Origin of the sequence: Enterobacter sp. 301B, assembly GCF_003850715.1 — a bacterium.
GTDB classification, from domain to species: domain Bacteria; phylum Pseudomonadota; class Gammaproteobacteria; order Enterobacterales; family Enterobacteriaceae; genus Enterobacter; species Enterobacter intestinihominis.
The window spans coordinates 42,956-66,443 of record NZ_PQTC01000020.1 but is presented as its reverse complement, the minus strand read 5'-3'; the positions used below and the strand labels follow the sequence as shown (position 1 = coordinate 66,443).

General features: G+C 56.5%; 20 protein-coding genes, 2 tRNA genes, 2 rRNA genes and 1 pseudogene. 17 read left to right on the top strand and 8 right to left on the bottom strand.

What is annotated here, in order from left to right; genetic code table 11:
* The 4 genes from C3451_RS19225 to C3451_RS19210 all read left to right on the top strand — a co-directional run.
* Positions 1–98 (top strand): 23S ribosomal RNA (locus C3451_RS19225); the annotation flags it as partial.
* Between the two features lie 69 nt (positions 99–167).
* Positions 168–283: ribosomal RNA gene (rrf, locus tag C3451_RS19220) — 5S ribosomal RNA — on the top strand.
* A gap of 55 nt (positions 284–338) precedes the next feature.
* Positions 339–415: transfer RNA gene (locus tag C3451_RS19215), tRNA-Asp, on the top strand.
* 53 nt (positions 416–468) lie between these two features.
* Positions 469–544, top strand: a tRNA-Trp gene (locus C3451_RS19210).
* A 100-nt stretch (positions 545–644) separates the two neighbouring features.
* Here C3451_RS19210 and hdfR read toward each other — a convergent pair.
* Positions 645–1,466, bottom strand: coding sequence for an HTH-type transcriptional regulator HdfR (hdfR, locus tag C3451_RS19205; protein ID WP_022649779.1), 822 nt, complete (start codon positions 1,464–1,466; stop codon positions 645–647).
* Positions 1,467–1,584: 118 nt separating this feature from the next.
* Between hdfR and C3451_RS19200 the strand changes: the two genes are divergently transcribed.
* Positions 1,585–1,923 carry a DUF413 domain-containing protein gene (locus tag C3451_RS19200; protein ID WP_006808641.1) on the top strand — a complete coding sequence of 113 codons (339 nt, stop codon included), beginning with the start codon at positions 1,585–1,587 and terminating at the stop codon, positions 1,921–1,923.
* Between the two features lie 27 nt (positions 1,924–1,950).
* Here the strand turns inward: C3451_RS19200 and C3451_RS19195 are convergent, their stop codons facing one another.
* Positions 1,951–3,471: a YifB family Mg chelatase-like AAA ATPase gene (locus tag C3451_RS19195; protein ID WP_045308985.1), complete on the bottom strand. Its 1,521-nt coding sequence runs from the start codon at positions 3,469–3,471 to the stop codon at positions 1,951–1,953.
* A gap of 340 nt (positions 3,472–3,811) precedes the next feature.
* Between C3451_RS19195 and ilvL the strand changes: the two genes are divergently transcribed.
* The 7 genes from ilvL (at position 3,812) to ilvA (ending at position 10,362) form a co-directional block, all read left to right on the top strand.
* On the top strand, positions 3,812–3,910 hold the full coding sequence (ilvL, locus tag C3451_RS19185) for an ilv operon leader peptide (protein ID WP_001311244.1): 99 nt from the start codon (positions 3,812–3,814) through the stop codon (positions 3,908–3,910).
* Between the two features lie 86 nt (positions 3,911–3,996).
* Positions 3,997–4,047 (top strand): peptide IlvX, encoded by a 51-nt coding sequence (ilvX, locus tag C3451_RS24430; RefSeq protein WP_166792073.1) that lies wholly within the window; start codon positions 3,997–3,999, stop codon positions 4,045–4,047.
* Positions 4,048–4,049: 2 nt separating this feature from the next.
* Entirely contained in the window at positions 4,050–5,696 is a 1,647-nt protein-coding gene (ilvG, locus tag C3451_RS19180; RefSeq protein WP_045623194.1) for an acetolactate synthase 2 catalytic subunit, read from the top strand.
* Positions 5,693–5,956, top strand: coding sequence for an acetolactate synthase 2 small subunit (ilvM, locus tag C3451_RS19175; RefSeq protein WP_003860184.1), 264 nt, complete (start codon positions 5,693–5,695; stop codon positions 5,954–5,956). Before ilvG ends, ilvM begins: the two co-directional genes overlap by 4 nt.
* Before the next feature lie 18 nt (positions 5,957–5,974).
* On the top strand, positions 5,975–6,904 hold the full coding sequence (gene ilvE, locus C3451_RS19170) for a branched-chain-amino-acid transaminase (RefSeq protein ID WP_003860182.1): 930 nt from the start codon (positions 5,975–5,977) through the stop codon (positions 6,902–6,904).
* Positions 6,905–6,964: 60 nt separating this feature from the next.
* Positions 6,965–8,815 (top strand): dihydroxy-acid dehydratase, encoded by a 1,851-nt coding sequence (gene ilvD, locus C3451_RS19165; RefSeq protein WP_022649775.1) that lies wholly within the window; start codon positions 6,965–6,967, stop codon positions 8,813–8,815.
* A gap of 2 nt (positions 8,816–8,817) precedes the next feature.
* The gene (gene ilvA / locus C3451_RS19160) at positions 8,818–10,362 is read left to right on the top strand and encodes a threonine ammonia-lyase, biosynthetic (RefSeq protein WP_100148853.1); all 1,545 of its coding nucleotides are present in this window, start codon (positions 8,818–8,820) and stop codon (positions 10,360–10,362) included.
* A gap of 45 nt (positions 10,363–10,407) precedes the next feature.
* Here the strand turns inward: ilvA and ilvY are convergent, their stop codons facing one another.
* On the bottom strand, positions 10,408–11,298 hold the full coding sequence (gene ilvY, locus C3451_RS19155; RefSeq protein ID WP_017382574.1) for an HTH-type transcriptional activator IlvY: 891 nt from the start codon (positions 11,296–11,298) through the stop codon (positions 10,408–10,410).
* Between the two features lie 152 nt (positions 11,299–11,450).
* On the opposite strand from ilvY, the gene ilvC reads away from it, so the two are divergent.
* Positions 11,451–12,926 carry a ketol-acid reductoisomerase gene (gene ilvC / locus C3451_RS19150; RefSeq protein WP_022649773.1) on the top strand — a complete coding sequence of 492 codons (1,476 nt, stop codon included), beginning with the start codon at positions 11,451–11,453 and terminating at the stop codon, positions 12,924–12,926.
* Between the two features lie 36 nt (positions 12,927–12,962).
* On the opposite strand, the gene trmL is transcribed toward ilvC, so the two are convergent.
* From trmL to lldP, 5 genes are all read right to left on the bottom strand, one after another.
* Positions 12,963–13,436, bottom strand: a complete 474-nt coding sequence (gene trmL, locus C3451_RS19145) for a tRNA (uridine(34)/cytosine(34)/5-carboxymethylaminomethyluridine(34)-2'-O)-methyltransferase TrmL (RefSeq protein ID WP_022649772.1) — start codon at positions 13,434–13,436, stop codon at positions 12,963–12,965.
* Positions 13,437–13,482: 46 nt separating this feature from the next.
* Positions 13,483–14,823 (bottom strand): aromatic acid/H+ symport family MFS transporter, encoded by a 1,341-nt coding sequence (locus C3451_RS19140; RefSeq protein ID WP_022649771.1) that lies wholly within the window; start codon positions 14,821–14,823, stop codon positions 13,483–13,485.
* Between the two features lie 180 nt (positions 14,824–15,003).
* Positions 15,004–16,191 carry an FMN-dependent L-lactate dehydrogenase LldD gene (lldD, locus tag C3451_RS19135; protein ID WP_022649770.1) on the bottom strand — a complete coding sequence of 396 codons (1,188 nt, stop codon included), beginning with the start codon at positions 16,189–16,191 and terminating at the stop codon, positions 15,004–15,006.
* Complete coding sequence (gene lldR, locus C3451_RS19130) at positions 16,188–16,961, bottom strand: transcriptional regulator LldR (RefSeq protein ID WP_023298877.1); 774 nt, start codon at positions 16,959–16,961, stop codon at positions 16,188–16,190. Before lldR ends, lldD begins: the two co-directional genes overlap by 4 nt.
* Positions 16,958–18,613 (bottom strand): L-lactate permease, encoded by a 1,656-nt coding sequence (gene lldP, locus C3451_RS19125; RefSeq protein WP_022649769.1) that lies wholly within the window; start codon positions 18,611–18,613, stop codon positions 16,958–16,960. The genes lldR and lldP overlap by 4 nt, the downstream gene beginning before the upstream one ends.
* Before the next feature lie 1,099 nt (positions 18,614–19,712).
* Between lldP and C3451_RS19120 the strand changes: the two genes are divergently transcribed.
* The 4 genes and pseudogenes from C3451_RS19120 to C3451_RS24610 all read left to right on the top strand — a co-directional run bounded on the left by C3451_RS19120 (position 19,713) and on the right by C3451_RS24610 (position 23,484).
* A complete protein-coding gene (locus C3451_RS19120) occupies positions 19,713–20,294 on the top strand; it encodes a fimbrial protein (RefSeq protein WP_003860173.1) in 582 nt (193 codons plus the stop codon).
* A gap of 30 nt (positions 20,295–20,324) precedes the next feature.
* Positions 20,325–20,999, top strand: a complete 675-nt coding sequence (locus tag C3451_RS19115; protein WP_022649767.1) for a molecular chaperone — start codon at positions 20,325–20,327, stop codon at positions 20,997–20,999.
* Positions 20,956–23,187, top strand: a pseudogene (locus tag C3451_RS19110) (fimbria/pilus outer membrane usher protein); the annotation flags it as partial. The gene C3451_RS19115 and the pseudogene C3451_RS19110, both read left to right, overlap by 44 nt.
* Complete coding sequence (locus C3451_RS24610; RefSeq protein ID WP_240034219.1) at positions 23,185–23,484, top strand: FimD/PapC C-terminal domain-containing protein; 300 nt, start codon at positions 23,185–23,187, stop codon at positions 23,482–23,484. The pseudogene C3451_RS19110 and the gene C3451_RS24610, both read left to right, overlap by 3 nt.
* Positions 23,485–23,488 lie beyond the last annotated feature (4 nt).

Below are 23,488 nucleotides of genomic sequence, written 5' to 3'. Positions count from 1 at the left end.
TGAAGGAACGTTGAAGACTACGACGTTGATAGGTCGGGTGTGTAAGCGCAGCGATGCGTTGAGCTAACCGATACTAATGAACCGTGAGGCTTAACCTTACAACGCCGAAGCTGTTTTGGCGAAGAGACAGACACGATTTTCAGCCTGATACAGATTAACAGAATTTGCCTGGCGGCTTTAGCGCGGTGGTCCCACCTGACCCCATGCCGAACTCAGAAGTGAAACGCCGTAGCGCCGATGGTAGTGTGGGGTCTCCCCATGTGAGAGTAGGGAACTGCCAGGCATCAAATTAAGTAGTAAGCCGGTGCATTAATCCGGTGGTTACAGAAGTATTCGGTGGAGCGGTAGTTCAGTCGGTTAGAATACCTGCCTGTCACGCAGGGGGTCGCGGGTTCGAGTCCCGTCCGTTCCGCCACTTATTAAGACATTAAGCCTGCCCAAAGGGCAGGCTTAATGGCAAAAAAATTTAGGGGCGTAGCTCAGTTGGTAGAGCACCGGTCTCCAAAACCGGGTGTCGCGAGTTCGAGTCTCTCCGCCCCTGCCATATAGAATCCTTTGCTTCGGCAAAGGATTTTTTTTTGCCTGCAAAACGACTCAACACCTTCCTGAAGAATAAGCAGCCTGCGTTTCCGCAGGCTTTTGCGTTAATCCAGTATGCTGGTTTTTAACAGATCTTTTATCTGCGACTGCTTATCGCTGTTTTGCAACCAAATAGCATACAGCGGCCTGGAGAGCGTTGTTGAATCGGTGACAACATGGAGTGCGGGTTTATTATCCGCCCAGCGAACAGGTAACCAGGTACAGCCTTTCAGTGTGGGAAGATGCTGGCATGCGATCTCCGCAGAGCTTGTCGTGAGTTGCGGGATATCATCGCTGGCAATTAACCCCGTCTCGTGCTGCTGAAAATCAGGCCCCCATTCCAGGCGTAAATAATTCAGGTCGGCCTTCATCATTGCAGGCTCGGATGCATAGAGCGCCAGGCTAAACTGTCCAACAATCTGGCTGCTAAATTCATCCATCTTGGGGGCTTCTGTGGTGATCAGCAGATCAAGCTGCCGCTCGTGGAGTTGCTTAACCAGCGACTGGCGTTGCGCAATCCTCGCCTCAAATTGCAGATGGTTGTGTGTGCGATATAGCCGCATAAGCCACTGGCTGAGCATGCATTCCCATAGTGAAGCGCTGGCACCGATCGAGAATTCATTATGCCGGGAGGTGTGCGCAACCTCCTTTCGCGCTGCCTGCCAGGTATTCATCAGGGTTTCTGCATAAGGCAATAGCTTTTCACCGGCCGGGGTTAGACGAATATTGTTGCGATGGCGGGTAAAAAGGTTCACACCCAGTTGATTTTCCAGCTGTCGAATACGAAAACTGACTGCTGACTGCGTCAGGTAGAGGGCTTCAGCTGCTCGCCCAAAGTGCCGCGTTCTGCTCACTTCGAGGAAAGTTTTTAGCAATTCCGTATCCACATCTTTCTCCACAAAATTATTTGTCGTTATGATTTAAATGTTTTGTTTTACACTCTGTCAAGCGTAACTAATACTCCGCGCCATAAATAGCTCGGCCAAAGAATTAGGAGCGTGTAGGATGGCGGAAAGCTTTACGACGACTAATCGTTTTTTCGATAATAAACATTATCCGCGCGGGTTCTCTCGTCACGGCGATTTCACTATCAAAGAAGCTCAACTTCTTGAGCGCCATGGTTATGCCTTTAACGAGCTGGATCTGGGTAAGCGCGAACCGGCAACCGAAGATGAAAAACAATTTGTCTCTGTTTGTCGTGGTGAGCGTGAGCCGCAGTCTGATGCAGAACGTGTATGGATCAAGTATATGGCTCGCATTAAGCGTCCTAAGCGTTTCCATACGCTGTCTGGCGGCAAGCCGCAGATGGAAGGTGCAGAAGACTACACCGAGTCTGACGATTAAGAAGAGAAGGGGCTACGGCCCCTTTTTTTATGCCAGCATTTTTTGCAGATGCAACAGCAGCCGATCGATCGCACGGTAGCTTAATGCCTCCTGCAAATGTCGCCTCTCTATTCCGGGGCAGCCCTCCACGTCAGCGACCGTGCGCGCAACTTTCAACAAACGCTGCCACGCGCGAATGGATAGCCCAAACCGCGTCAGTGTCTCTTCCAGCCAGCCTGCATCTTCGGCGTTGAGAGAGCAAAACTGTCGGATCCCGCTGTTATCCAGCCGGGCATTCAGCCTGTTCTGACGAGCATACTGCCGCGCCTGAGCCGCAATAACCCGTTCTCGCACCACTGCTGAGCTTTCGCCTTTGATACCGGTTTGCCTCAGCAGACCGGGCGGTGGCAGGGGGATCTCGAGAGATAAATCAAAACGGTCGAGGAAGGGGCCGGACAGCTTACTCAGATAGCGCAGCGTCTGCTCCGGCGTACAGCGGTTATGGTTGCCCTGATAATGGCCCGTTGGGCTAGGGTTCATCGCGGCGACCAGCTGAAACTGCGCAGGGTAGCTTATTTTGGCGCGTGTACGAGACAGATGGATTTCGCCGGATTCAATCGGCTCCCGCAACGCATCCAGCACGCGGCGTTCAAACTCTGGCAATTCATCCAGGAACAGAATGCCGTTGTGTGCCAGTGAGATTTCACCCGGTCCGGGAATTGAGCCCCCGCCCACCATCGCGGTAAGAGACGCACTGTGGTGTGGCGAGCGGAAAGGACGGCGGCGCCACTGTTTATGCAGCGATATTGAACTGACCAGGCTAAATATCGCGGCGCTTTCCAGCGCTTCGTGATTATTGAGGGGGGGCAGCAGGCCGCTCAACCTGCTCGCCAGCATCGTTTTCCCCGTGCCTGGCGGACCTATCAGTAGCAGGTTATGCCCACCCGCGGCCGTTATTTCTAACGCCCGCTTACCCTGTTCCTGACCCATAATATCGCTGAGGTCATCGGGTGAATCTGCCACTACCTCCTCATTCTCCTGCGGCTCGGCAAGCTCGTGTCGGCCTTCCAGCCAGGCGCAAACCTCCTGCAAATGTCCCGCGACAAGACACCCCTTTTCGGCGATAAGGCTGACTTCAGAGGCATTTTCATTGGCCACAATGATTTGCCTTCCCGCGCGTATGGCTTCAAGCGCACCCGAGATTGCTCCGGGAACGCCTCTTAACGCGCCTGTAAGCGCTAATTCACCCACGAACTCGCACGAGCTTAACCCTGACGTATTGAGCTGTTCAGAAGCCGCGAGAAGCGCTATAGCAATAGGTAAATCATATCGCCCTCCCTCCTTTGGCAAATCGGCGGGCGCAAGGTTGATGGTGATCTTCTTCGCCGGAAAAGCATAACCGCTATTAATAATTGCGCTGCGCACGCGATCCCTGGCCTCCTTAACGGTCGTTTCGGGTAAGCCGACCAGCGTCAGTCCGGGCAGTCCATTACTTAAATGAACCTCTACAGAAATAAGCGGTGCCTTTACGCCGATGGCCGCGCGTGTATAAACAACTGACAGTGACATAAGCCCCTCCTTGGCGGTAACTATGCCAGCATCATTTTTTCCTGTTTAGCGCTAATTCACTGAAATACGGCGCTCGTTCCAGCCTTTTAGCGGCTAAATGTAATCATTACATGTCGGTGGAATCGGCCTCGCAGAAAAGAAATCATGCGCGCCTTGCCTGATGAAACGGGCCAAAAAATGAAAAATCTTCATTTCTATTTTTTCCCTATATAAAACAACGATTTTGAAAGAAATAGTTCGCCTGCTACAGAAGTGGGTCATAAAAAAATCTTGTGTCAGATGAAATATCTGTGGTAACTCTTTAGGTATTCCTTCGAACAAGATGCAAAAAGAACTGAAAATGACAGCCCTTCTACGAGTGATTAGCCTGGTCGTGATTAGCGTGGTGGTGATTATTATCCCACCGTGCGGGGCTGCACTTGGACGAGGAAAGGCTTAGAAATCAAGCCTTAACGAACTAAGACCCCCGCACCGAAAGGTCCGGGGGTTTTTTTATGACTAAAAAACTTAAATGAGGAGCAGAGAATGACGACTAGCACAAAATTCTGTTTCTCTAGATTTATGACGGGGAACTAACTATGAATGGGGCACAATGGGTAGTACATGCGTTGCGCGCGCAGGGAGTCGAAACCGTATTCGGTTATCCGGGTGGCGCAATTATGCCGATTTACGATGCACTGTATGACGGCGGCGTGGAACACCTCTTGTGCCGACACGAGCAGGGCGCAGCGATGGCCGCCATCGGTTATGCCCGTGCGACCGGTAAAACCGGCGTCTGTATGGCCACCTCCGGTCCGGGCGCAACGAACCTGATCACCGGCCTGGCTGACGCGCTGCTCGATTCCGTACCCGTGGTGGCGATCACCGGCCAGGTGGCCTCTCCGTTCATCGGCACCGATGCTTTCCAGGAAGTGGATGTGCTCGGTTTATCGCTTGCCTGCACCAAACACAGCTTCCTCGTTCAGTCTCTCGAAGAGCTGCCGCGCGTGATGGCCGAAGCGTTCGAGGTTGCCAGCTCTGGCCGTCCTGGACCGGTTCTGGTAGATATCCCGAAAGATATTCAGGTTGCACTCGGCGATCTGGAACCGCACTTCTCCACCGTTGAAAGCGACGACGTGTTTCCCCATGCGGAGGTTGAAGAGGCTCGCCAGATGCTGGCGCAGGCGAAACAGCCGATGCTGTATGTAGGCGGCGGCGTGGGCATGGCGCAGGCCGTTCCTGCCCTGCGCGAATTTATCGCAGTAACGCAAATGCCCGCCACCTGCACGCTGAAAGGATTGGGCGCGGTCGACGCGGACTATCCATACTATTTGGGCATGTTAGGGATGCACGGCACCAAAGCGGCAAACCTGGCAGTGCAGGAGTGTGACCTTCTCATCGCCGTCGGCGCCCGTTTTGACGACCGCGTCACCGGCAAGCTGAACACCTTTGCGCCGAACGCCAAAGTGATCCATATGGACATCGACCCGGCGGAGATGAACAAGCTGCGTCAGGCGTACGTCGCGCTGCAGGGCGATCTCAACGCGCTGTTACTGGCACTGCAGCAGCCGCTGGATATCAACGCGTGGCGTCAGCACACCGCAGACATGCGCACCGAGCACGCCTGGCGTTACGACCACCCCGGCGAGGCCATCTATGCGCCGCTGTTGTTGAAACAGTTGTCCGACCGCAAACCCGCAGACAGCGTGGTGACGACGGATGTCGGCCAGCATCAGATGTGGTCAGCCCAGCACATGACCTACACCCGCCCGGAGAACTTCATCACCTCGAGCGGCTTAGGCACGATGGGCTTCGGCCTGCCCGCTGCCGTGGGCGCACAGGTTGCCCGCCCGAACGATACCGTTATCTGTATCTCCGGTGACGGCTCCTTCATGATGAACGTCCAGGAGCTCGGCACCGTGAAGCGTAAGCAGTTACCGCTGAAAATCGTTTTGCTCGATAACCAGCGTTTGGGCATGGTTCGCCAGTGGCAGCAGCTGTTCTTCCAGGAGCGTTACAGCGAAACGACCCTGACCGACAACCCCGATTTCCTCACCCTGGCCAGCGCCTTCGGCATTCCTGGCCAGCACATCACCCGTAAAGACCAGGTTGAAGCGGCACTCGACACCATGCTGTCAAGCGAAGGGCCATACCTGCTTCATGTCTCAATCGACGAGCTTGAGAACGTCTGGCCGTTGGTACCGCCCGGTGCCAGTAACTCACAAATGCTGGAGAAATTATCATGATGCAACATCAGGTCGCCGTGCAGGCTCGCTTCAACCCGGAAACGTTAGAACGCGTATTGCGTGTGGTCCGTCACCGTGGTTTTCAGATTTGCTCTATGAATATGGAAACGGCCACGGATGCACAAAATATCAGTATCGAATTAACCGTTGCCAGCCCGCGGCCGGTCGACTTACTGTTTAGTCAGTTATCAAAACTGGTAGACGTTGCCCATGTTGCCATCTGCCAGAGCACAACCACATCACAACAAATCCGCGCTTAAGCGTGACAGGACGAAAAAATGACGACAAAAAAAGCTGATTACATTTGGTTCAATGGTGAGATGGTTCGCTGGGAAGACGCGAAAGTTCACGTGATGTCCCACGCGCTGCACTACGGCACCTCCGTGTTTGAAGGCATCCGTTGCTACGATTCTCACAAAGGACCAGTGGTGTTCCGCCATCGCGAACACATGCAGCGTCTGCATGACTCAGCCAAAATTTATCGTTTCCCGGTCTCCCAAAGCGTTGATGAGCTGATGGAAGCCTGCCGCGAGGTGATCCGCCAGAACAAACTGACCAGTGCCTATATTCGTCCGCTGGTCTTCGTGGGTGATGTCGGCATGGGTGTCAATCCGCCCGCTGGCTATAACACCGATGTGATCATTGCTGCGTTCCCGTGGGGCGCCTACCTGGGCGCGGAAGCACTGGATCAGGGGATCGACGCAATGGTTTCTTCCTGGAACCGCGTGGCACCAAACACTATCCCGACCGCGGCTAAAGCGGGCGGTAACTACCTCTCCTCACTGCTGGTTGGCAGCGAAGCGCGCCGTCACGGTTACCAGGAAGGTATCGCGCTCGATGTAAATGGCTACATCTCCGAAGGTGCGGGCGAAAACCTGTTTGAAGTGAAAGACGGCATTCTGTTCACCCCGCCGTTTACCTCGTCCGCGCTGCCGGGCATCACCCGCGACGCCATCATCAAGCTGGCAAAAGATCTGGGTATCGAAGTACGCGAGCAGGTGCTGTCCCGCGAATCCCTGTACCTGGCTGACGAAGTGTTCATGTCCGGTACTGCGGCTGAAATTACACCGGTGCGTAGCGTCGACGGCATTCAGGTGGGCGAAGGCCGCTGTGGTCCGGTCACCAAACGCATTCAGCAAGCCTTCTTCGGCCTGTTCACCGGCGAAACAGAAGACAAATACGGCTGGTTGGATCAGGTTAATCACTAAATATAAATTTGGGACGGCACGCACCGTCCCATTTAATAGTCAGACGGGAGTAAATAAAGCATGCCTAAGTATCGTTCAGCCACCACCACCCACGGCCGTAATATGGCGGGTGCCCGCGCACTGTGGCGCGCCACCGGAATGACCGACGCCGATTTCGGCAAGCCAATTATCGCCGTGGTGAACTCCTTCACCCAGTTTGTGCCGGGTCACGTGCACCTGCGCGATCTCGGTAAGCTGGTTGCCGAGCAAATCGAAGCCTCCGGCGGCGTGGCGAAAGAGTTCAACACCATTGCGGTGGATGACGGTATCGCAATGGGCCACGGGGGGATGCTCTATTCACTGCCGTCGCGCGAGCTGATCGCCGACTCGGTGGAGTACATGGTTAACGCCCACTGCGCCGATGCGATGGTCTGTATCTCCAACTGCGACAAAATCACCCCGGGGATGCTGATGGCCTCCCTGCGCCTGAACATTCCGGTGATCTTCGTTTCCGGCGGCCCGATGGAAGCGGGTAAAACCAAGCTTTCCGACAAAATCATCAAGCTCGACCTGGTCGATGCGATGATCCAGGGCGCGGACCCGAAAGTCTCTGACGAGCAGAGCGACCAGGTGGAACGCTCCGCGTGTCCGACCTGCGGCTCCTGTTCCGGGATGTTCACCGCCAACTCCATGAACTGCCTGACCGAAGCGCTGGGCCTTTCTCAGCCGGGTAACGGCTCGCTACTGGCGACCCACGCCGACCGTAAGCAGCTGTTCCTTAACGCGGGCAAGCGCATCGTTGAGCTGACCAAACGCTACTACGAGCAGGACGATGCCAGCGCGCTGCCGCGCAACATCGCCAGTAAAGCGGCGTTCGAAAACGCCATGACGCTGGATATCGCCATGGGCGGTTCCACCAACACCGTTCTGCACCTGCTGGCCGCCGCGCAGGAAGCCGAAATCGACTTCACCATGAGCGACATCGACAAGCTCTCCCGCAAAGTGCCGCAGCTGTGTAAAGTCGCGCCGAGTACCCAGAAGTACCATATGGAAGACGTGCATCGTGCTGGTGGTGTCATCGGTATTCTCGGCGAGCTGGATCGCGCAGGGCTGCTGAACCGCAACGTGAAAAATGTGCTCGGCCTGACGCTGCCGGAGTCGCTGGACCAGTACGACGTGATGCTGACCAAAGACGACGCGGTGAAAAAGATGTTCCGCGCCGGTCCGGCAGGTATTCGCACCACGCAGGCGTTCTCGCAGGATTGCCGCTGGGACACGCTGGATGACGATCGCGCCGAAGGCTGCATCCGCTCGCTGGAACATGCCTACAGCAAAGACGGCGGTCTGGCCGTGCTGTACGGTAACTTTGCGGAAAACGGCTGCATCGTGAAAACCGCAGGCGTGGACGACAGCATTCTCAAATTCACCGGTCCGGCAAAAGTGTATGAAAGTCAGGACGAGGCGGTAGACGCTATCCTCGGTGGCAAAGTGGTGGAAGGCGACGTGGTGGTCATTCGCTACGAAGGGCCGAAAGGCGGTCCGGGCATGCAGGAGATGCTCTACCCGACTACCTTCCTGAAATCGATGGGCCTCGGCAAAGCCTGCGCGCTGATCACCGACGGTCGTTTCTCTGGCGGCACGTCAGGCCTCTCCATTGGCCACGTCTCCCCGGAAGCGGCAAGCGGCGGCAATATCGCGATCATCGAAGATGGCGACCTGATCGAAATCGACATTCCGAACCGCGGCATTCAGCTGAAGTTGAGTGACCAGGAGATTGCGGCCCGTCGTGAAGCGCAGGAAGCCCGCGGCGACAAAGCCTGGACGCCGAAAGACCGCCAGCGTGAAGTCTCCTTCGCCCTGCGTGCCTACGCAAGCCTTGCCACCAGTGCAGATAAAGGCGCGGTGCGCGATAAATCTAAACTTGGGGGCTAATGATGGCCGAGTCACAACCCTTATCCGCCGCCCCCGAGGGGGCGGAATACCTGAGAGCGGTGCTGCGCGCGCCGGTCTATGAAGCCGTGCAGGTCACGCCCCTGCAAAAAATGGACAAACTCTCCTCGCGCCTCGACAACGTCATTCTGGTGAAGCGCGAAGACAGGCAGCCGGTGCACAGCTTCAAGCTGCGCGGCGCCTACGCGATGATGGCCGGGCTGACGGATGAGCAGAAAGCGCGCGGCGTCATTACCGCGTCGGCGGGCAACCACGCGCAGGGCGTAGCGTTCTCCGCGGCCCGTTTAGGGCTGAAAGCGCTGATCGTGATGCCGGTTGCCACGGCGGATATCAAAGTCGACGCGGTGCGCGGTTTTGGCGGGGAAGTGCTGCTCCACGGCGCGAATTTTGACGAAGCGAAAGCCAAAGCGATTGAGCTGGCGCAGCAGCAGGGTTTCACCTGGGTCCCGCCGTTCGATCACCCGATGGTGATTGCCGGGCAGGGTACGCTGGCGCTGGAACTGTTGCAGCAGGATGCCCATCTCGACCGCGTTTTCGTTCCGGTGGGCGGCGGTGGCTTAGCCGCTGGTGTGGCGGTGCTGATCAAACAGCTAATGCCGCAGATCAAAGTGATTGCGGTTGAAGCGGAAGACTCCGCTTGCCTGAAGGCGGCGCTGGACGCCGGACATCCGGTGGATCTGCCGCGCGTCGGGCTGTTCGCCGAGGGCGTGGCGGTGAAGCGCATTGGCGATGAAACGTTCCGTCTGTGCCAGGAGTATCTCGACGATATCGTCACCGTCGACAGCGACGCTATCTGCGCGGCGATGAAAGATCTCTTCGAGGATGTGCGTGCGGTGGCGGAGCCGTCCGGCGCGCTGGCGCTGGCGGGGATGAAGAAATACATCGCCCAGCACAACATTCGCGGCGAGCGTCTGGCGCACGTGCTTTCCGGCGCCAATGTGAACTTCCACGGCCTGCGCTACGTGTCCGAACGCTGTGAGCTGGGCGAGCAGCGTGAAGCCCTGCTGGCGGTGACCATTCCGGAAGAGAAGGGCAGCTTCCTGAAGTTTTGCCAGCTGCTGGGCGGCCGTTCGGTAACGGAGTTCAACTACCGCTTTGCCGATGCCAAAGATGCGTGCATTTTTGTCGGCGTGCGTCTGAGCCGTGGCGTGGAGGAGCGCAAAGAGATCCTCAGCCTGCTGCATGACGGCGGCTACAGCGTGGTCGATCTCTCCGACGACGAAATGGCGAAGCTGCACGTGCGTTACATGGTCGGCGGCCGTCCATCCAAGCCGCTCAAGGAACGCCTGTTCAGCTTCGAGTTCCCGGAATCGCCGGGCGCGTTGCTCAAGTTCCTGCACACGCTGGGCACCCACTGGAACATTTCTCTGTTCCACTACCGCAGCCACGGCACCGACTACGGCCGCGTGCTGGCGGCGTTCGAGCTGGGCGAGCACGAGCCGGATTTCGAAACGCGCCTGAACGAGCTGGGCTATGAGTGCCATGACGAAACCCACAACCCGGCGTTCCGCTTCTTCCTCGCGGGCTAAGGGTTGAGCTGCGTGTAGGACGGGTAAGCGCAGCGCCACCCGGCTTTAGTGGTTCGGCAATATCTTCCAGAACGCATCAATAAGCGGCTCATGCAGCCGCTTTTTTTGTGCGCACACGCCAAGCTCGAACGGCGTTTTTTCGTCGCTGCGTTCTAAAATCATCACGCGATTGCGCACTGGCTCCGGGCTGTTTTCCAGCACCACTTCTGGCAGCAGCGCCACGCCGCAGCCGAGCGCCACCATCGACACCATCGCCTCATGGCCGCCGACCGTGGCGTAAATCGACGGGTTGCTGATTTTCTGGCGGCGGAACCACAGCTCAATGCGGCGGCGCACCGGCCCCTGATCGGCCATGATAAACGGCACCGTCGACCAGTCCGGTTTCTCCACCGAGACCTGGTTGCGCACCGGGCAGGGCAGCGCCGGGGCAATCAGTACTACCGCCAGATTCTCCAGCATCGAGAACGCTACCGCGCCCGGCAGGGTTTCCGGCTTCCCGGCAATCGCGAGATCCGCTTCGCCCGTGACCACTTTTTCCATCGCGTCGGCGGCATCGCCGGTGGTGAGCTTAATTTCAACCGACGGATGTTCCGCGCGGAAGCGGTCGAGAATGGGGGGAAGATGGCTGTAGGCGGCGGTCACGGAGCAGAAAATATGCAGCTCGCCGGACAGCGACGGCCCCTGCTGGTCGATGGTGTGCCGCAGCTGCTGGTACTGCAACAAGGTTTGCTGGGCAAAGATGCGCAGCTCTTCACCGGCTTCCGTGAGGGTGACGGTGCGGTTATCGCGCACGAACAGCGGCTGGCCGAGGTCTTCCTCAAGGCGCTGGATCTGGCGCGACAGCGTGGAAGGGCTGACGTGCATCGCCCGGGCGCTGCGGCCAAAGTGACGGCTTTCCGCCAGATGCAGGAACATTTTCAGATCGCGTAAATCCACCGATTCCACTCCCTCTTTTTACATTGCATAAATTGCAATGTGACGTTGTGAATATATCAATTTCCGCAATAAATTTCCTGTTGTAATGTGGGTACATTCTCGCTGAAACGCGAACCGAACAATAAGACACACAACATCACGAGGTATCACCCATGGCTAACTACTTTAATACACTGAACTTGCGCCAGCAGCTGGCGCAGCTGGGCAAATGCCGCTTCATGGCGCGCGATGAATTTGCCGATGGCGCGAGCTACCTTCAGGGTAAAAAAGTGGTCATTGTTGGCTGTGGCGCACAGGGTCTGAACCAGGGTCTGAACATGCGTGACTCCGGGCTGGATATCTCCTACGCCCTGCGCAAAGAAGCGATTGCCGAGAAGCGCGCTTCCTGGCGTAAAGCGACCGAAAACGGCTTCAAAGTAGGTACCTACGAAGAGCTGATCCCGCAGGCGGACCTGGTGGTTAACCTGACGCCAGACAAGCAGCACTCAGACGTTGTGCGTTCCGTACAGCCGCTGATGAAAGACGGCGCTGCGCTGGGTTACTCCCACGGCTTCAACATCGTTGAAGTGGGCGAGCAGATCCGTAAAGACATCACCGTAGTGATGGTGGCACCGAAGTGCCCGGGCACCGAAGTGCGCGAAGAGTACAAACGTGGTTTCGGCGTACCGACGCTGATCGCCGTTCACCCGGAAAACGATCCGAAAGGCGAAGGCATGGCGATTGCCAAAGCCTGGGCAGCGGCCACCGGAGGCCATCGTGCGGGCGTACTGGAATCTTCCTTCGTTGCGGAAGTGAAATCTGACCTGATGGGCGAGCAGACCATTCTGTGCGGCATGCTCCAGGCGGGTTCTCTGCTGTGCTTCGACAAGCTGGTGGAAGAGGGCACCGACCCGGCATACGCGGAAAAACTGATTCAGTTCGGCTGGGAAACCATCACCGAAGCGCTGAAGCAGGGCGGCATTACGCTGATGATGGACCGTCTGTCCAATCCGGCAAAACTGCGCGCGTTCGCACTCTCTGAACAGCTGAAAACCATCATGGCACCGCTGTTCCAGAAACACATGGACGACATCATCTCCGGCGAGTTCTCTTCCGGCATGATGGCGGACTGGGCGAATGACGATAAGAAACTGCTGACCTGGCGCGAAGAGACCGGTAAAACCGCGTTCGAAACGGCACCACAGTTCGAGGGTAAAATCAGCGAGCAGGAGTACTTCGATAAAGGCGTACTGATGATCGCGATGGTGAAAGCGGGCGTTGAGCTGGCGTTCGAAACCATGGTGGATTCCGGCATCATTGAAGAATCTGCGTACTATGAATCGCTGCACGAGCTGCCGCTGATCGCAAACACCATCGCCCGTAAGCGTCTGTATGAGATGAACGTGGTGATCTCCGATACCGCCGAGTACGGTAACTATCTGTTCTCTTACGCCTGCGTACCGCTGCTGAAAGAGTTCATGACTACCCTGCAAGCAGGCGATCTGGGTAAAGCGATTGCGGAAGGTGCGGTTGATAACGCGCAGCTGCGTGACGTAAACGAAGCGATTCGCAGCCACGAAATCGAGAAAGTGGGCCAGAAACTGCGTGGCTACATGACCGATATGAAACGTATCGCAGTAGCAGACTAAAAAGACAATCGGGTGGCGCAAGCCACCCGAACTGTTTTAGCTACGCAGTATCGCGCCGGGATAACCCAGCTGGCGCCACGCCTCATACACCACCACCGACACCGCATTCGACAGGTTCATGCTGCGGCTGTCCGGCATCATCGGAATACGAATTTTTTGCTCAGCGGGCAGGGCATCCAGAATGGTGGCCGGCAGGCCGCGGGTTTCCGGACCAAACATCAGATAATCTCCGTCCTGATAGCTTACGGCACTGTGCGCTGGCGTGCCTTTGGTGGTCAGGGCGAACATGCGCTGCGGCTTCTCTGCGTCCAGAAACGCGGCGTAATCGTGATGACGAACGACGGCAGTAAACTCATGGTAGTCCAGCCCCGCGCGGCGCAGACGTTTGTCGTCCCACGTAAAGCCCATCGGCTCAATGATGTGCAGACGAAAACCGGTGTTGGCGCACAGGCGGATGATATTGCCGGTATTGGGTGGGATTTCTGGTTCGAATAAGACGATGTTAAGCATGCTGCCCCCTTAATTGCGGGGGGCAGAATAGCAGAAAAGAGAGGGACTAGGCGACGCCCGGCTCCTGCGAGCGGCTATACAGCATTTTGTAGACGGTTGCCGCCGCGGCCACGAGAGCAGGCACGCTGAGGATCATCAAAATACTGTCCGCCTGCCACTGCATGGAAAGAAGCTGGGCGCTGGTCATGGTGCCCGCCACGCCGCCGAAGCGGCCGATCCCCTGCATCCAGGCGATACCCGTCGCGCGGCACTCGGTAGGGTAAAAGGTGGCGGCCAGGGTCTGCATCCCCGACTGCGCGCCGTTCATCGCGATCCCCATCAGGAAGATTAACCCGCCAAACAGGGCGATATGATTATGCTCAATGCCGAGTAAAAGAATCAGGCCCATCGTCAGCACGAAACCACACGCGACCACCTTGTGCGCTTCCCAGCGGTCCATCATCCAGCCCGCGAGCAGAATGCCAGCGGTGCCGCCGAAGGTGAACAGCGAGGTGAGCCAGGCGGATTCCGCCAGCGCATACCCCATCCCCTGCATCAGCGTTGGCATCCAGCTCAGCAGGACGTAATAAATCACCAGTCCCATAAAGTAGGTGACCCACAGCATCAGGGTGCCAGGCAGCCAGGGCATGGAAAACAGCTGCGACACGCTGCCTTTTTTCGACGCGACCTTCTCCTCCGCCAGGAAAAAGCCCGTGACGCTATCCAGCGTGCTGCGGGCGAACCGGCTGGCGATGCGGCGAACCTGCGCGACGTCTTTTCCGCGCTGCACCAGAAACTTCACCGACTCCGGCAACAGCAGCGCCAGCAGCACCGTTAAAATCAGCGGCGCAATCGCGCCGGTCAGCAGCACGCTTCGCCAGCCATGGTGAGGGATAAGCCAGGACGAGATCGCCCCGCCGCCCGCCGCACCCAGCGGAAAGCCGCAGTACATGGTGTTAATTGCCATGGCGCGGCAGCGCTGGGGGGCAAACTCTGAGATCAGCGTGATGGCGTTAGGCATCGCGGCGCCCAGCCCGAGACCGGTCAGAAATCGCCACAGCGTCAGGGTATTCAGACTTTGCGCCCAGGCCGTGCCCAGGCTCGCCAGGCCGAAGAACAGGCATGAAAAGACCAGTACGCGCTTGCGTCCCATACGGTCCGATACCGGACCTGCAATAAGAGCTCCCAGCGACAGCCCCAGTAGCGCCGCACTCAACACCGGCCCCAGATCCTGTTTATGTATTCCCCACTCCGCCGACAGCGTAGGCGCAATGTAACCCATCGCGGCGGTATCGAAACCATCGATCGCCAGCACCAGAAAGCCCAGCACAATAAGAAGCCAGTGAAACCCTGAAAAAGGACTCTCATCGATCACTTGCTGAATATCCACCCGACCTGAATACGTCATACGTTCCCCTCCGATGTGATGTTGTTTTTGTGTTCTTGTATTTGCTTGTCTATACAATTGCGGAGGGGCGGGGCATGTCAAATTTTCTTATCCAGAATGTTACGCAGGTGTTATTTTCAACAAAAAAAGCGCCCGAGGGTAAAGCCGGGCGCGGAAGAAGGGGAGGCTAACCGGGGGAGATCAGGCCGCGTTTCCCTGAGAAAGGGGGGCCAGCGCCGCAGGCAGCTTACTGAGCTCCTGCACCAGAGAGTCTTTGCTGATTTCACCGATTGTTTTCGCACCGGTCAGGGTCATCGCCACCTTCATCTCTTTCTCGATCAGGTTCAGCAGATTCGCCACGCCCGCCTGGCCGCTGGTGGCCAGCGCGTACAGGTAAGCACGGCCCAGCAGCACACTGTCTGCGCCCAGGGCAATCATGCGCACCACGTCCAGCCCGTTACGGATGCCGCTGTCGGCCAGAATCGCAATATCGCCTTTCACCGCATCGGCAATGGCTGGCAGGGCGCGGGCGGAGGAGAGCACCCCGTCAAGCTGGCGGCCACCATGGTTAGAGACCACGATCCCATCGGCGCCAAAACGCACCGCGTCGCGGGCATCTTCCGGATCGAGGATCCCTTTGATCACCATCGGGCCGTCCCAGAATTCGCGGATCCACTCCAGGTCTTTCCAGGAGATGGATGGATCGAAGTTGTTCGCCAGCCAGCCGATGTAATCTTCCAGCCCGGTCGGTTTACCCAGGTAGGCCGAAATATTGCCCAGATCGTGCGGACGGCCATTCACGCCGACATCCCACGCCCACTGCGGGTGCGTCACCGCCTGCCAGTAGCGGCGCATCGCGGCGTTCGGACCGCTCATGCCGGAGTGCGCATCACGGTAGCGTGCGCCGGGCGTCGGCATATCGACGGTAAAGACCAGCGTTGAGCAGCCTGCCGCTTTGGCGCGCTCCAGCGCGTTACGCATAAAGCCGCGATCGCGCAGGACGTAGAGCTGGAACCACATCGGGCGCTTGATGGTCGGGGCGACCTCTTCAATCGGGCAGACGGACACGGTGGAAAGGGTAAACGGAATGCCTTTGGCATCTGCGGCGGCGGCGGCCTGCACTTCGCCCCGGCGGGCATACATGCCGCATAAGCCGACGGGCGCAAGCGCCACCGGCATGGAGAGCGTCTCGTTAAACAGCTTCGTCTCAAGGCTCAGGTCAGACATATTCTTCAGCACGCGCTGGCGCAGGGCCACTTCCGACAGGTCCTCCACGTTGCGGCGCAGGGTATATTCGGCGTACGCCCCGCCGTCAATGTAGTGGAACAGGAATGGCGGCAAAATGCGCTGTGCCGCGGCGCGATAGTCACTGGCTGCGGAAATAATCATGCTTTGTTCTCCCTGGAAATATCACTCTCGCCAGGCAGACGGGTAATACGCGCCTGTCGGGCCTGATCTTCATCGAATCGTTTAATGGTGGTATGCACGAAGCCGAGATGCGCCATCATCGCCTTGCGCGCGGCCTCGGCATCACCGGCCAGAATGGCGTTGAGCACCGCCTCGTGCTGTTCGGTCAGTTGGGCAAATACCGGCGGCACCAGATACATGCGCTGGCGGCTCTGCTTCACGGAGGATTGCAGCAGGTCGAAGAACCCGCGCATGGTTTGCAGCAGAACCACGTTGTGCGAGGCCTCGGCAATCGCGAGGTGAAAACGCACGTCCGCCTGGGAGGCGATGTCCGGATCGCTGCTTTGCGTGGCCTCAAAGCAGGCTTTGAGCTTCTCTTTGTCGGCCTCGGTTGCCCGCATCGCCGCATGCCACGCGGTGCTGGTTTCGATGGCGTGGCGCGCTTCGAGGATGTCAAAGCTGTAGTCCGGGTCGTTTTCCATCAGCGTCTTAAGCGGCTGCACGATGTTTTGTTCGGACCAGTCGTCATGCTGCCAGCGCACGAAGGTGCCGCCGCCTCGACGGCTCAGCAGCACCCCTTCGCTGACCAGCGTCGCCAGCGCCTCGCGCAGTGAATTGCGCGACACGCCAAGCTGGGCGGCAAGCTGACGCTCGGCGGGCAATCTCATGCCCGCTTCCAGCTGTTGTTCTTCTATCAGCGCCCGTACGCGAGTGGCAATCTCGTCGGACAGGCGTCTGGGCATCACTATCATGGAATCATCCAGGTTAAGACATAGGCCTGCAATGTGGTGATCACGCCCACCATGCAGGTAAATATCAGGCTGTGTTTAACGGTAAAGCGGAACAGATCCGACTCTTTGCCTACCAGCCCCACCGCGGCACAGGCAATGGCGATGGACTGCGGTGAGATCATCTTCCCGGTCACGCCGCCGGTGGTGTTCGCGGCGACCAGCAGCACGTCCGAGACGCCAATCTGCTGCGCGGCTGTGGCCTGTAGGGCGGCAAACAGGGCGTTAGATGACGTATCTGAACCGGTCAGGAACACCCCCAGCCAGCCGAGGAACGGCGAGAAGAAGGTAAACGCGTGGCCGGTATGCGCCAGCGCTAACGCCAGCGTCGACGACAGGCCGGAGTAGTTCGAAATAAACGCGAACGCCAGCACCATGCCGATGGAGTAAATCGGCAGCATCAGCTCTTTAATCGTCGCCGCAAAGGTCTGCACCGCGGCGGCAGGCTTCATGCGCAGCCACACTACGGAAAGGATAGCGGCAAACAGGATCGCCGTGCCGGTGGCTGAGAACCAGTCGAACTTAAACACTGCCGCATACGGCGTGGCGTCGTGTACCACCGGCGGCATACGAGCGACCATCTTGTCGAGGAACGGCACGGAGATATTAATCACCATGTCGTACAGCGCGCCGCCCGGGGCGAACAGGGCCTTAAACGGCGGAATGCTCCACAGCGTCACGGTGGCGGTCAGGAACAGGAACGGTGACCATGCGCGTACAATCTGTCCGGCGGTATAGCCGGTGCGCGCCAGCGTCTGATCCACGTGTGATGCGCCCATGTCAGCAAAGCGGAAGATACGTACCGGCTGCCAGCGTTTCAGGAACAGCGTCAGACAGACCAGCGACACCAGGGAAGAGATGATGTCCGGCAGTTCCGGGCCGAGGAAGTTGGAGCTGAGATACTGGGCAATGGCGAACGAACCGCCCGCTACCATCACCGCAGGCCAGGTCTCCTTCACGCCGCGCCAGCCGTCCATAATCGCCATGATCCAGAACAGCACGATAATGGTCAGGAACGGCAGCTGGCGGCCCACCATCTGGCCGATCTCGAAGCTGTCCAGCCCGGTCACCTGGCCCGCCACCAGAATAGGAATGCCCATCGCGCCAAACGCCACCGGGGCGGTATTCACAATCAGGCACAGGCCAGCGGCATACAGCGGGTTAAAGCCCAGACCGACCAGCAGGGCGGCGGTGATGGCCACCGGTGCGCCGAATCCTGCCGCCCCTTCCAGAAATGCTCCGAAGGAGAAGCCGACGATCAGCATCTGCAAACGCTGGTCCGGCGTGATGGAGAGAATCGACGAGCGAATAATGTCGAACTGCCCGGTTTTGACCGAGATTTTGTAGACAAAGACGGCGGCGATGATGATCCACGCAATCGGCCACAGTCCGTAGAAGAAGCCATAGACGACGGAGGCCAGCGCGCGATCGACCGGCATTTTGTAGAAGAACAACGCCACCATCAGGGCGATGGCAACGGTATACGTCGCGGCGAGGTAGCCCTTCAGCTTGAGCTTAATCAGCGCAAAGAAGAAAAACAGGATCGGTAGCGATGCGATCAGGCTCGACAGCCAGATATTTCCGGCCGGATCGTAGTTTTGTTGCCAGAGGCTCATGCAGGTCTCCTGAGGACCACACAGGTGTTCGTCGGGTGAGTCTCTGCTCATCTCTGCGTCACACTTAGTGTAAAAGTGGTCCTTCCAATATTGTGATGTAGGGTTAATGACAACAAATGGTTAACCAAGTGTTGCTATTCAGCAATTGTTTTGTGAAGTGGAGCATCGAAATTGTGAACGATGGATAGCTTTGTACGTGATTGGTAGGACCAAACCCGCAAAATCAAATCACCGTGTGCGTTGGGAGCGGTGGTCAGGTGGAGAGCCTTACATTCGCCTTTTAAGCAGATACGGCGCGTAAAAGAGGTTATATAAAAAGGAGAGGTGATAATGTTTCGTGAATTTAATGAGGTTTGTTTGTTTTATTTGTGTTTTTGAGAAGCTGTATATGTGTGAGCAGAGTGATATATTTCCTATAAATAAAAATTTTTTTTGGTTAAAAATGCGAAATCTAAGCTGTAGCAAAAAATTTTAATTAAGGTAAATTTCACATATAGATTTTAACAGTGTATTACAAACGATCAATTGATGATCGATAAAGAAATATCCTGTTCAAGTGTTGTTTTTCAGGATAAAGGGTAAGAATTTTGCGCTGAACAGACATTTTTGGGCTAATAATATTCTGAAATAAATTGATCAAACAATGATCAGTTGACTCTCTTGTAATTTAGTTGCGGTATTAAAAGCAGATTAATAATTATTATGGCAATCGAAAGGGGTTAAATTTGTTAGTTGAGTGTTAATTTCTGAGTGTTTACAGACGCGGCATATTGCTTTTCAATGCGTAGACGTTAAAAGGCATTTGATTTACTATTTATTCAGAAGCAACGTAACAGAAGATTTTAAATTTATTACTAACCACAACGTATTCAGTGTTATTTTCGGCCAGAAGTCATTCCTCAGTTGAAGGATATCTGTGTATGGCCTTCTGAAAATATACGGATTATCACCATGGGATGGACCCTGCTTTATTCTATAAGGTCGCGTCACCCATTCTGCTAAAAACCTTTCGGTGGCGTTTTTAAATCCTTATAGCGGTTATTGTACCTGGTACAACAAGTCTATATCTGTTTAATTTACAGAGGGGAAAGTGTTCCAAATGAAAATCAAAAATGTGGCGCTGGCGATTGCCGCGGCGGGGCTGCTGTTATCTTCTCAATCAGTACTGGCAAGCAGTGATTCTGGCGTTAATGCTTCTCTGGATACCGGTGCGGGTTCGCAAAGTACGGGCGGGGTGATCAATTTTACCGGGAAAATTACCCTTATTTCCTGTGATATTACTCCGGCCTCTAAAAACAAAACGGTAGACCTTGGGGCGTGGGCAAAAAGCTACTTTGACGATCACAACGAAACGACGCCGCGCGAGTTCAAAATCAACGTGGAAAACTGCCCGGAGACGGTTGAATCGGTTGCGGTACTGTTTGACGGAACCAAAGATACGGTGAATGACACACTGCTTCAGGTTACGCCAGGTGAAGGTATGGCGACGGGTGTCGGCGTGAAGCTTTATAACAGCGATCGCAGCACGGCAATTAAACCGGGTACGGTATCTGAAACAACCGCACCGGATGATGAAGGCAATGCTGAATTAACTTTCTATGCCGCACTTGACAAAGATGGCACGGAAATCAACGCCGGCGATGTTAACGCCGTATCCAACTTCCTGATGGTTTATAACTGATTTCACTGTCAGCCACCTCCAGAGATAATAATGATGAAACGTTTATCGTATATTATGCTCACTGCATTAATGGTTAGTTCTGCGTCAGTTTCCGCTGGCGTTGTAATGGGGGGAACACGGATCGTATACCCGCAAAACAGCAAGGAGGTGGCATTTTCTGTTTCTAATATGGAAAGTGCGGTTCCCTATCTTATTCAGTCGTGGGTTGAAGGCGATGGGCCGGATAAAAATAACGCTGCGCCATTTATTGTCACACCACCTCTGTTCAGACTTGATCCGGAGCAGACCAACACGCTGCGTATTCAATATACCGGCGCTCCGCTGCCCACAGATCGTGAATCTGTATTCTGGCTCGATATTAAAGCGATAGCGCCAAAGCCAAAAGAGAGCAGCAACGAATTACAGGTAAACGTCAAATCGAAATTTAAAATCTTCTACCGCCCGGACAACCTGAAAGGGGACGCCGCCACGGCCTGGCAGAAAATAACGTTTTCGCGAACGGGAAAAGGGCTTAAGGCCGCTAACCCGACGCCATACTACGTCTCTTTTTATCGGCTGACCGTTGGCGGGCATAAAATTGAGCAGCCGGGCATGATCGGTCCAGGGGAAACCCGGGAATGGCCTGTGTCCGCCTCCGGGGGCGTAAGCTGGTCGGCTATTAATGATTTTGGTGCCATCACCGCCACCCACACCCAGCCTCTTTAAGACCATGCCTTTTCGCCTGTTTCGTTACGCGCCGCTTTCGGTGTTGCTGCTTAGCTTCAGCCGCACGGGGATGGCCGAGGATTACTTTGATCCCGCCGCGCTGGAGCTTTCCTCTACTGAACAGAAAACGGCGGATCTGCACTATTTCTCTGAAAAGGGCGGGCAGATGCCAGGCACCTGGCTCGTGACGCTGGAGATTAACGGACGCGAGGAGCGGCATCAGGAGATCACCTTCGTCAATGAGAAAGGCAGCCTGCAACCCGTTTTTAGCGTATCGCTGCTGGAAGCGCTTGGCGTAAATATAGGGGCCATTCCTGCATTCTCCCGGTTGCAGGAGGGAGAAACGTTCACGCACCTCGAGGATTTTATTCCGGCAGCGCGAACTTCTTATGATTTCAACCAGCAGCGTCTCTTTCTCAGCCTGCCGCAGGCGGCAATGAAACACCGCTGCCGTGGCTACGTGCCGCAGTCGCAGTGGGACGATGGTATCCCGGCGGCATTTACTGATTACAGTCTGTCGGGCGGTCAGGCCCGTCATCAGAGCGGGGTCACGACATCCAGCTATCTGAGCCTGCGTAACGGCATTAATCTGGGGGCGTGGCGGCTGCGTAACACCTCGGCCTGGAGCTACAGCGACGCGGGCGGCGACCATTTTCAGTCGCAAAGTAGCTGGCTGACCAGGGATATTCGCCGTCTTAACAGCCAGCTACGGATCGGTGATGCCTGGACCACAGGCGACGTCTTCGATAGCGTGGCGTTTCGCGGGGTACAGCTCTCATCAAGCGAAAGCATGTTGCCCGACAGCCAGCGCGGCTTCGCACCAACCATCCGCGGCGTCGCACACAGCTTCGCTAAAGTCTCCGTTTCGCAAAATGGCTATGTGATCTATGAAACCTGGGTGGCCGCCGGGCCATTTATCATTAACGATCTGTTCCCGGGCGCACAAAGTGGCGATCTACAGGTTACGGTCACGGAAAGTGACGGCTCAACGCGCGTCTTTACCCAGCCCTACTCTGCGGTGCCGTTTATGCGACGCCAGGGCAGCCTGAAATACAGTCTCAATGCAGGACGATTTCACTCCGGCTCCGGTGATGCGCGTTCGCCCGAATTTGTTGAAGGCGCTTTCTTCTACGGTCTGGTCTCCAGGATGACGGTGTATGGCGGCTTTCGTACGGCGAGCAACTATCAGGCCGGTGCAATTGGCGTAGGCAGAGGGTTTGGCGCATTTGGCTCGCTGGGTATTGACGATACGCTGGCAAAAAGCCGTTTACCCGACGGCAAAAGCGCGATGGGGCAGGCGTGGCGCATTCAGTACCAGAAAGATTTCAGCGCTACCGGCACCGCTTTCAACCTGGCGAGCTATCGCTATGCCTCGCGCAATTACTACGAATTTAGTGAACTGAATCAGTCTGACAGCCAACAGCTGCAACTCAATAATCGCCGTAGCCGCTCGCAGGTCACTTTTTCACAGACGCTGGGTCAGTTCGGCAGCCTCAGCGTCTCGGCATAGATGCAGGATTACTGGCATACGTCCGGGCAGGATAAAACCATCCACATCGGCTGGTACACCAGCTGGCGGGGTATTTCCTGGGGCGCGGGGTATGACTACACCGACTCAGCGCTTGAGCAGCATCCCGATCGCACCGTGTCGTTTAACGTCAATGTTCCGCTTGGCAACTGGCTGCCGGGCAGTTCGGTCAGTTACTACGCCAACCACAACAATCGTGGGATGACCACGCAGCAGGTGTCACTCAACGGCAGCGCGCTGGCGAACCGCAACCTGAATTACAGCGTTCAGCAGAGTAAGACCAGTGAGGGAGAGGCCGACAGCACCAGCCTGGCGCTGCAATACAACGGTGGCTACGGCAACGTCAGCCTCGGTTATGACCACAGCCGAAACGGTAGCAACGCGAGTCTTGGACTCGCCGGAGGCGTTATCGCCACGCAGTATGGCGTCACGCTTAGCCAGCCGCTGGGCGATACCGTCGCCCTGCTGCGCGTGCCCGGCGCGGCGAACGTTGAGCCGAAGGGCTATAACGGGATCCATACCGACAGCCGCGGCTATGCGGTCATGCCAACGCTCTCGGCGTATCGCAAAAATACCGTCAGCCTTGATACGGCGACGCTGGGTGAGAACGTCGACATTGAGCAAAGCGGTCTGACGCTCATTCCCACCAGCGGCGCGGTGGTGCTGGCCAATTACACAACCCACATTGGTTATCGCGTTCTGTTTTCCCTGCGCTACCACGGCGAACCGTTGCCGTTTGGCGCGCAGGCTGAAGTGGTGGAGCAGAACCGCCATTCTGCAAACCGAAGCATGGTCGCTGACGGCGGTCAGGCCTACCTGAGCGGAGTACCCGAGCGCGGCACCCTGCGCGTCACCTGGTATGAAAACGGGGAGCAGCAGCAATGCCAGACACCTTTCAGACTGGGGAAAGCTCATATGGCCCCCGGCATCGCTACGCTGTCTCTTGAGTGCCACTAGAGGA

Excerpts from the sequence above, each read along its gene's own strand:
- C3451_RS19195 (WP_045308985.1), bottom strand. The coding sequence starts at position 3,471 with ATGTCACTGTCAGTTGTTTATACACGCGCGGCCATCGGCGTAAAGGCA.
- lldR (WP_023298877.1), bottom strand. The coding sequence starts at position 16,961 with ATGATAGTGATGCCCAGACGCCTGTCCGACGAGATTGCCACTCGCGTA.
- ilvE (WP_003860182.1), top strand. The coding sequence starts at position 5,975 with ATGACGACAAAAAAAGCTGATTACATTTGGTTCAATGGTGAGATGGTT.
- lldD (WP_022649770.1), bottom strand. The coding sequence starts at position 16,191 with ATGATTATTTCCGCAGCCAGTGACTATCGCGCCGCGGCACAGCGCATT.
- ilvM (WP_003860184.1), top strand. The coding sequence starts at position 5,693 with ATGATGCAACATCAGGTCGCCGTGCAGGCTCGCTTCAACCCGGAAACG.
- C3451_RS19120 (WP_003860173.1), top strand. The coding sequence starts at position 19,713 with ATGAAAATCAAAAATGTGGCGCTGGCGATTGCCGCGGCGGGGCTGCTG.
- C3451_RS19115 (WP_022649767.1), top strand. The coding sequence starts at position 20,325 with ATGATGAAACGTTTATCGTATATTATGCTCACTGCATTAATGGTTAGT.
- trmL (WP_022649772.1), bottom strand. The coding sequence starts at position 13,436 with ATGCTTAACATCGTCTTATTCGAACCAGAAATCCCACCCAATACCGGC.
- ilvG (WP_045623194.1), top strand. The coding sequence starts at position 4,050 with ATGAATGGGGCACAATGGGTAGTACATGCGTTGCGCGCGCAGGGAGTC.
- ilvC (WP_022649773.1), top strand. The coding sequence starts at position 11,451 with ATGGCTAACTACTTTAATACACTGAACTTGCGCCAGCAGCTGGCGCAG.
- ilvL (WP_001311244.1), top strand. The coding sequence starts at position 3,812 with ATGACAGCCCTTCTACGAGTGATTAGCCTGGTCGTGATTAGCGTGGTG.
- lldP (WP_022649769.1), bottom strand. The coding sequence starts at position 18,613 with ATGAGCCTCTGGCAACAAAACTACGATCCGGCCGGAAATATCTGGCTG.
- C3451_RS19200 (WP_006808641.1), top strand. The coding sequence starts at position 1,585 with ATGGCGGAAAGCTTTACGACGACTAATCGTTTTTTCGATAATAAACAT.
- ilvD (WP_022649775.1), top strand. The coding sequence starts at position 6,965 with ATGCCTAAGTATCGTTCAGCCACCACCACCCACGGCCGTAATATGGCG.
- C3451_RS19140 (WP_022649771.1), bottom strand. The coding sequence starts at position 14,823 with ATGACGTATTCAGGTCGGGTGGATATTCAGCAAGTGATCGATGAGAGT.
- ilvA (WP_100148853.1), top strand. The coding sequence starts at position 8,818 with ATGGCCGAGTCACAACCCTTATCCGCCGCCCCCGAGGGGGCGGAATAC.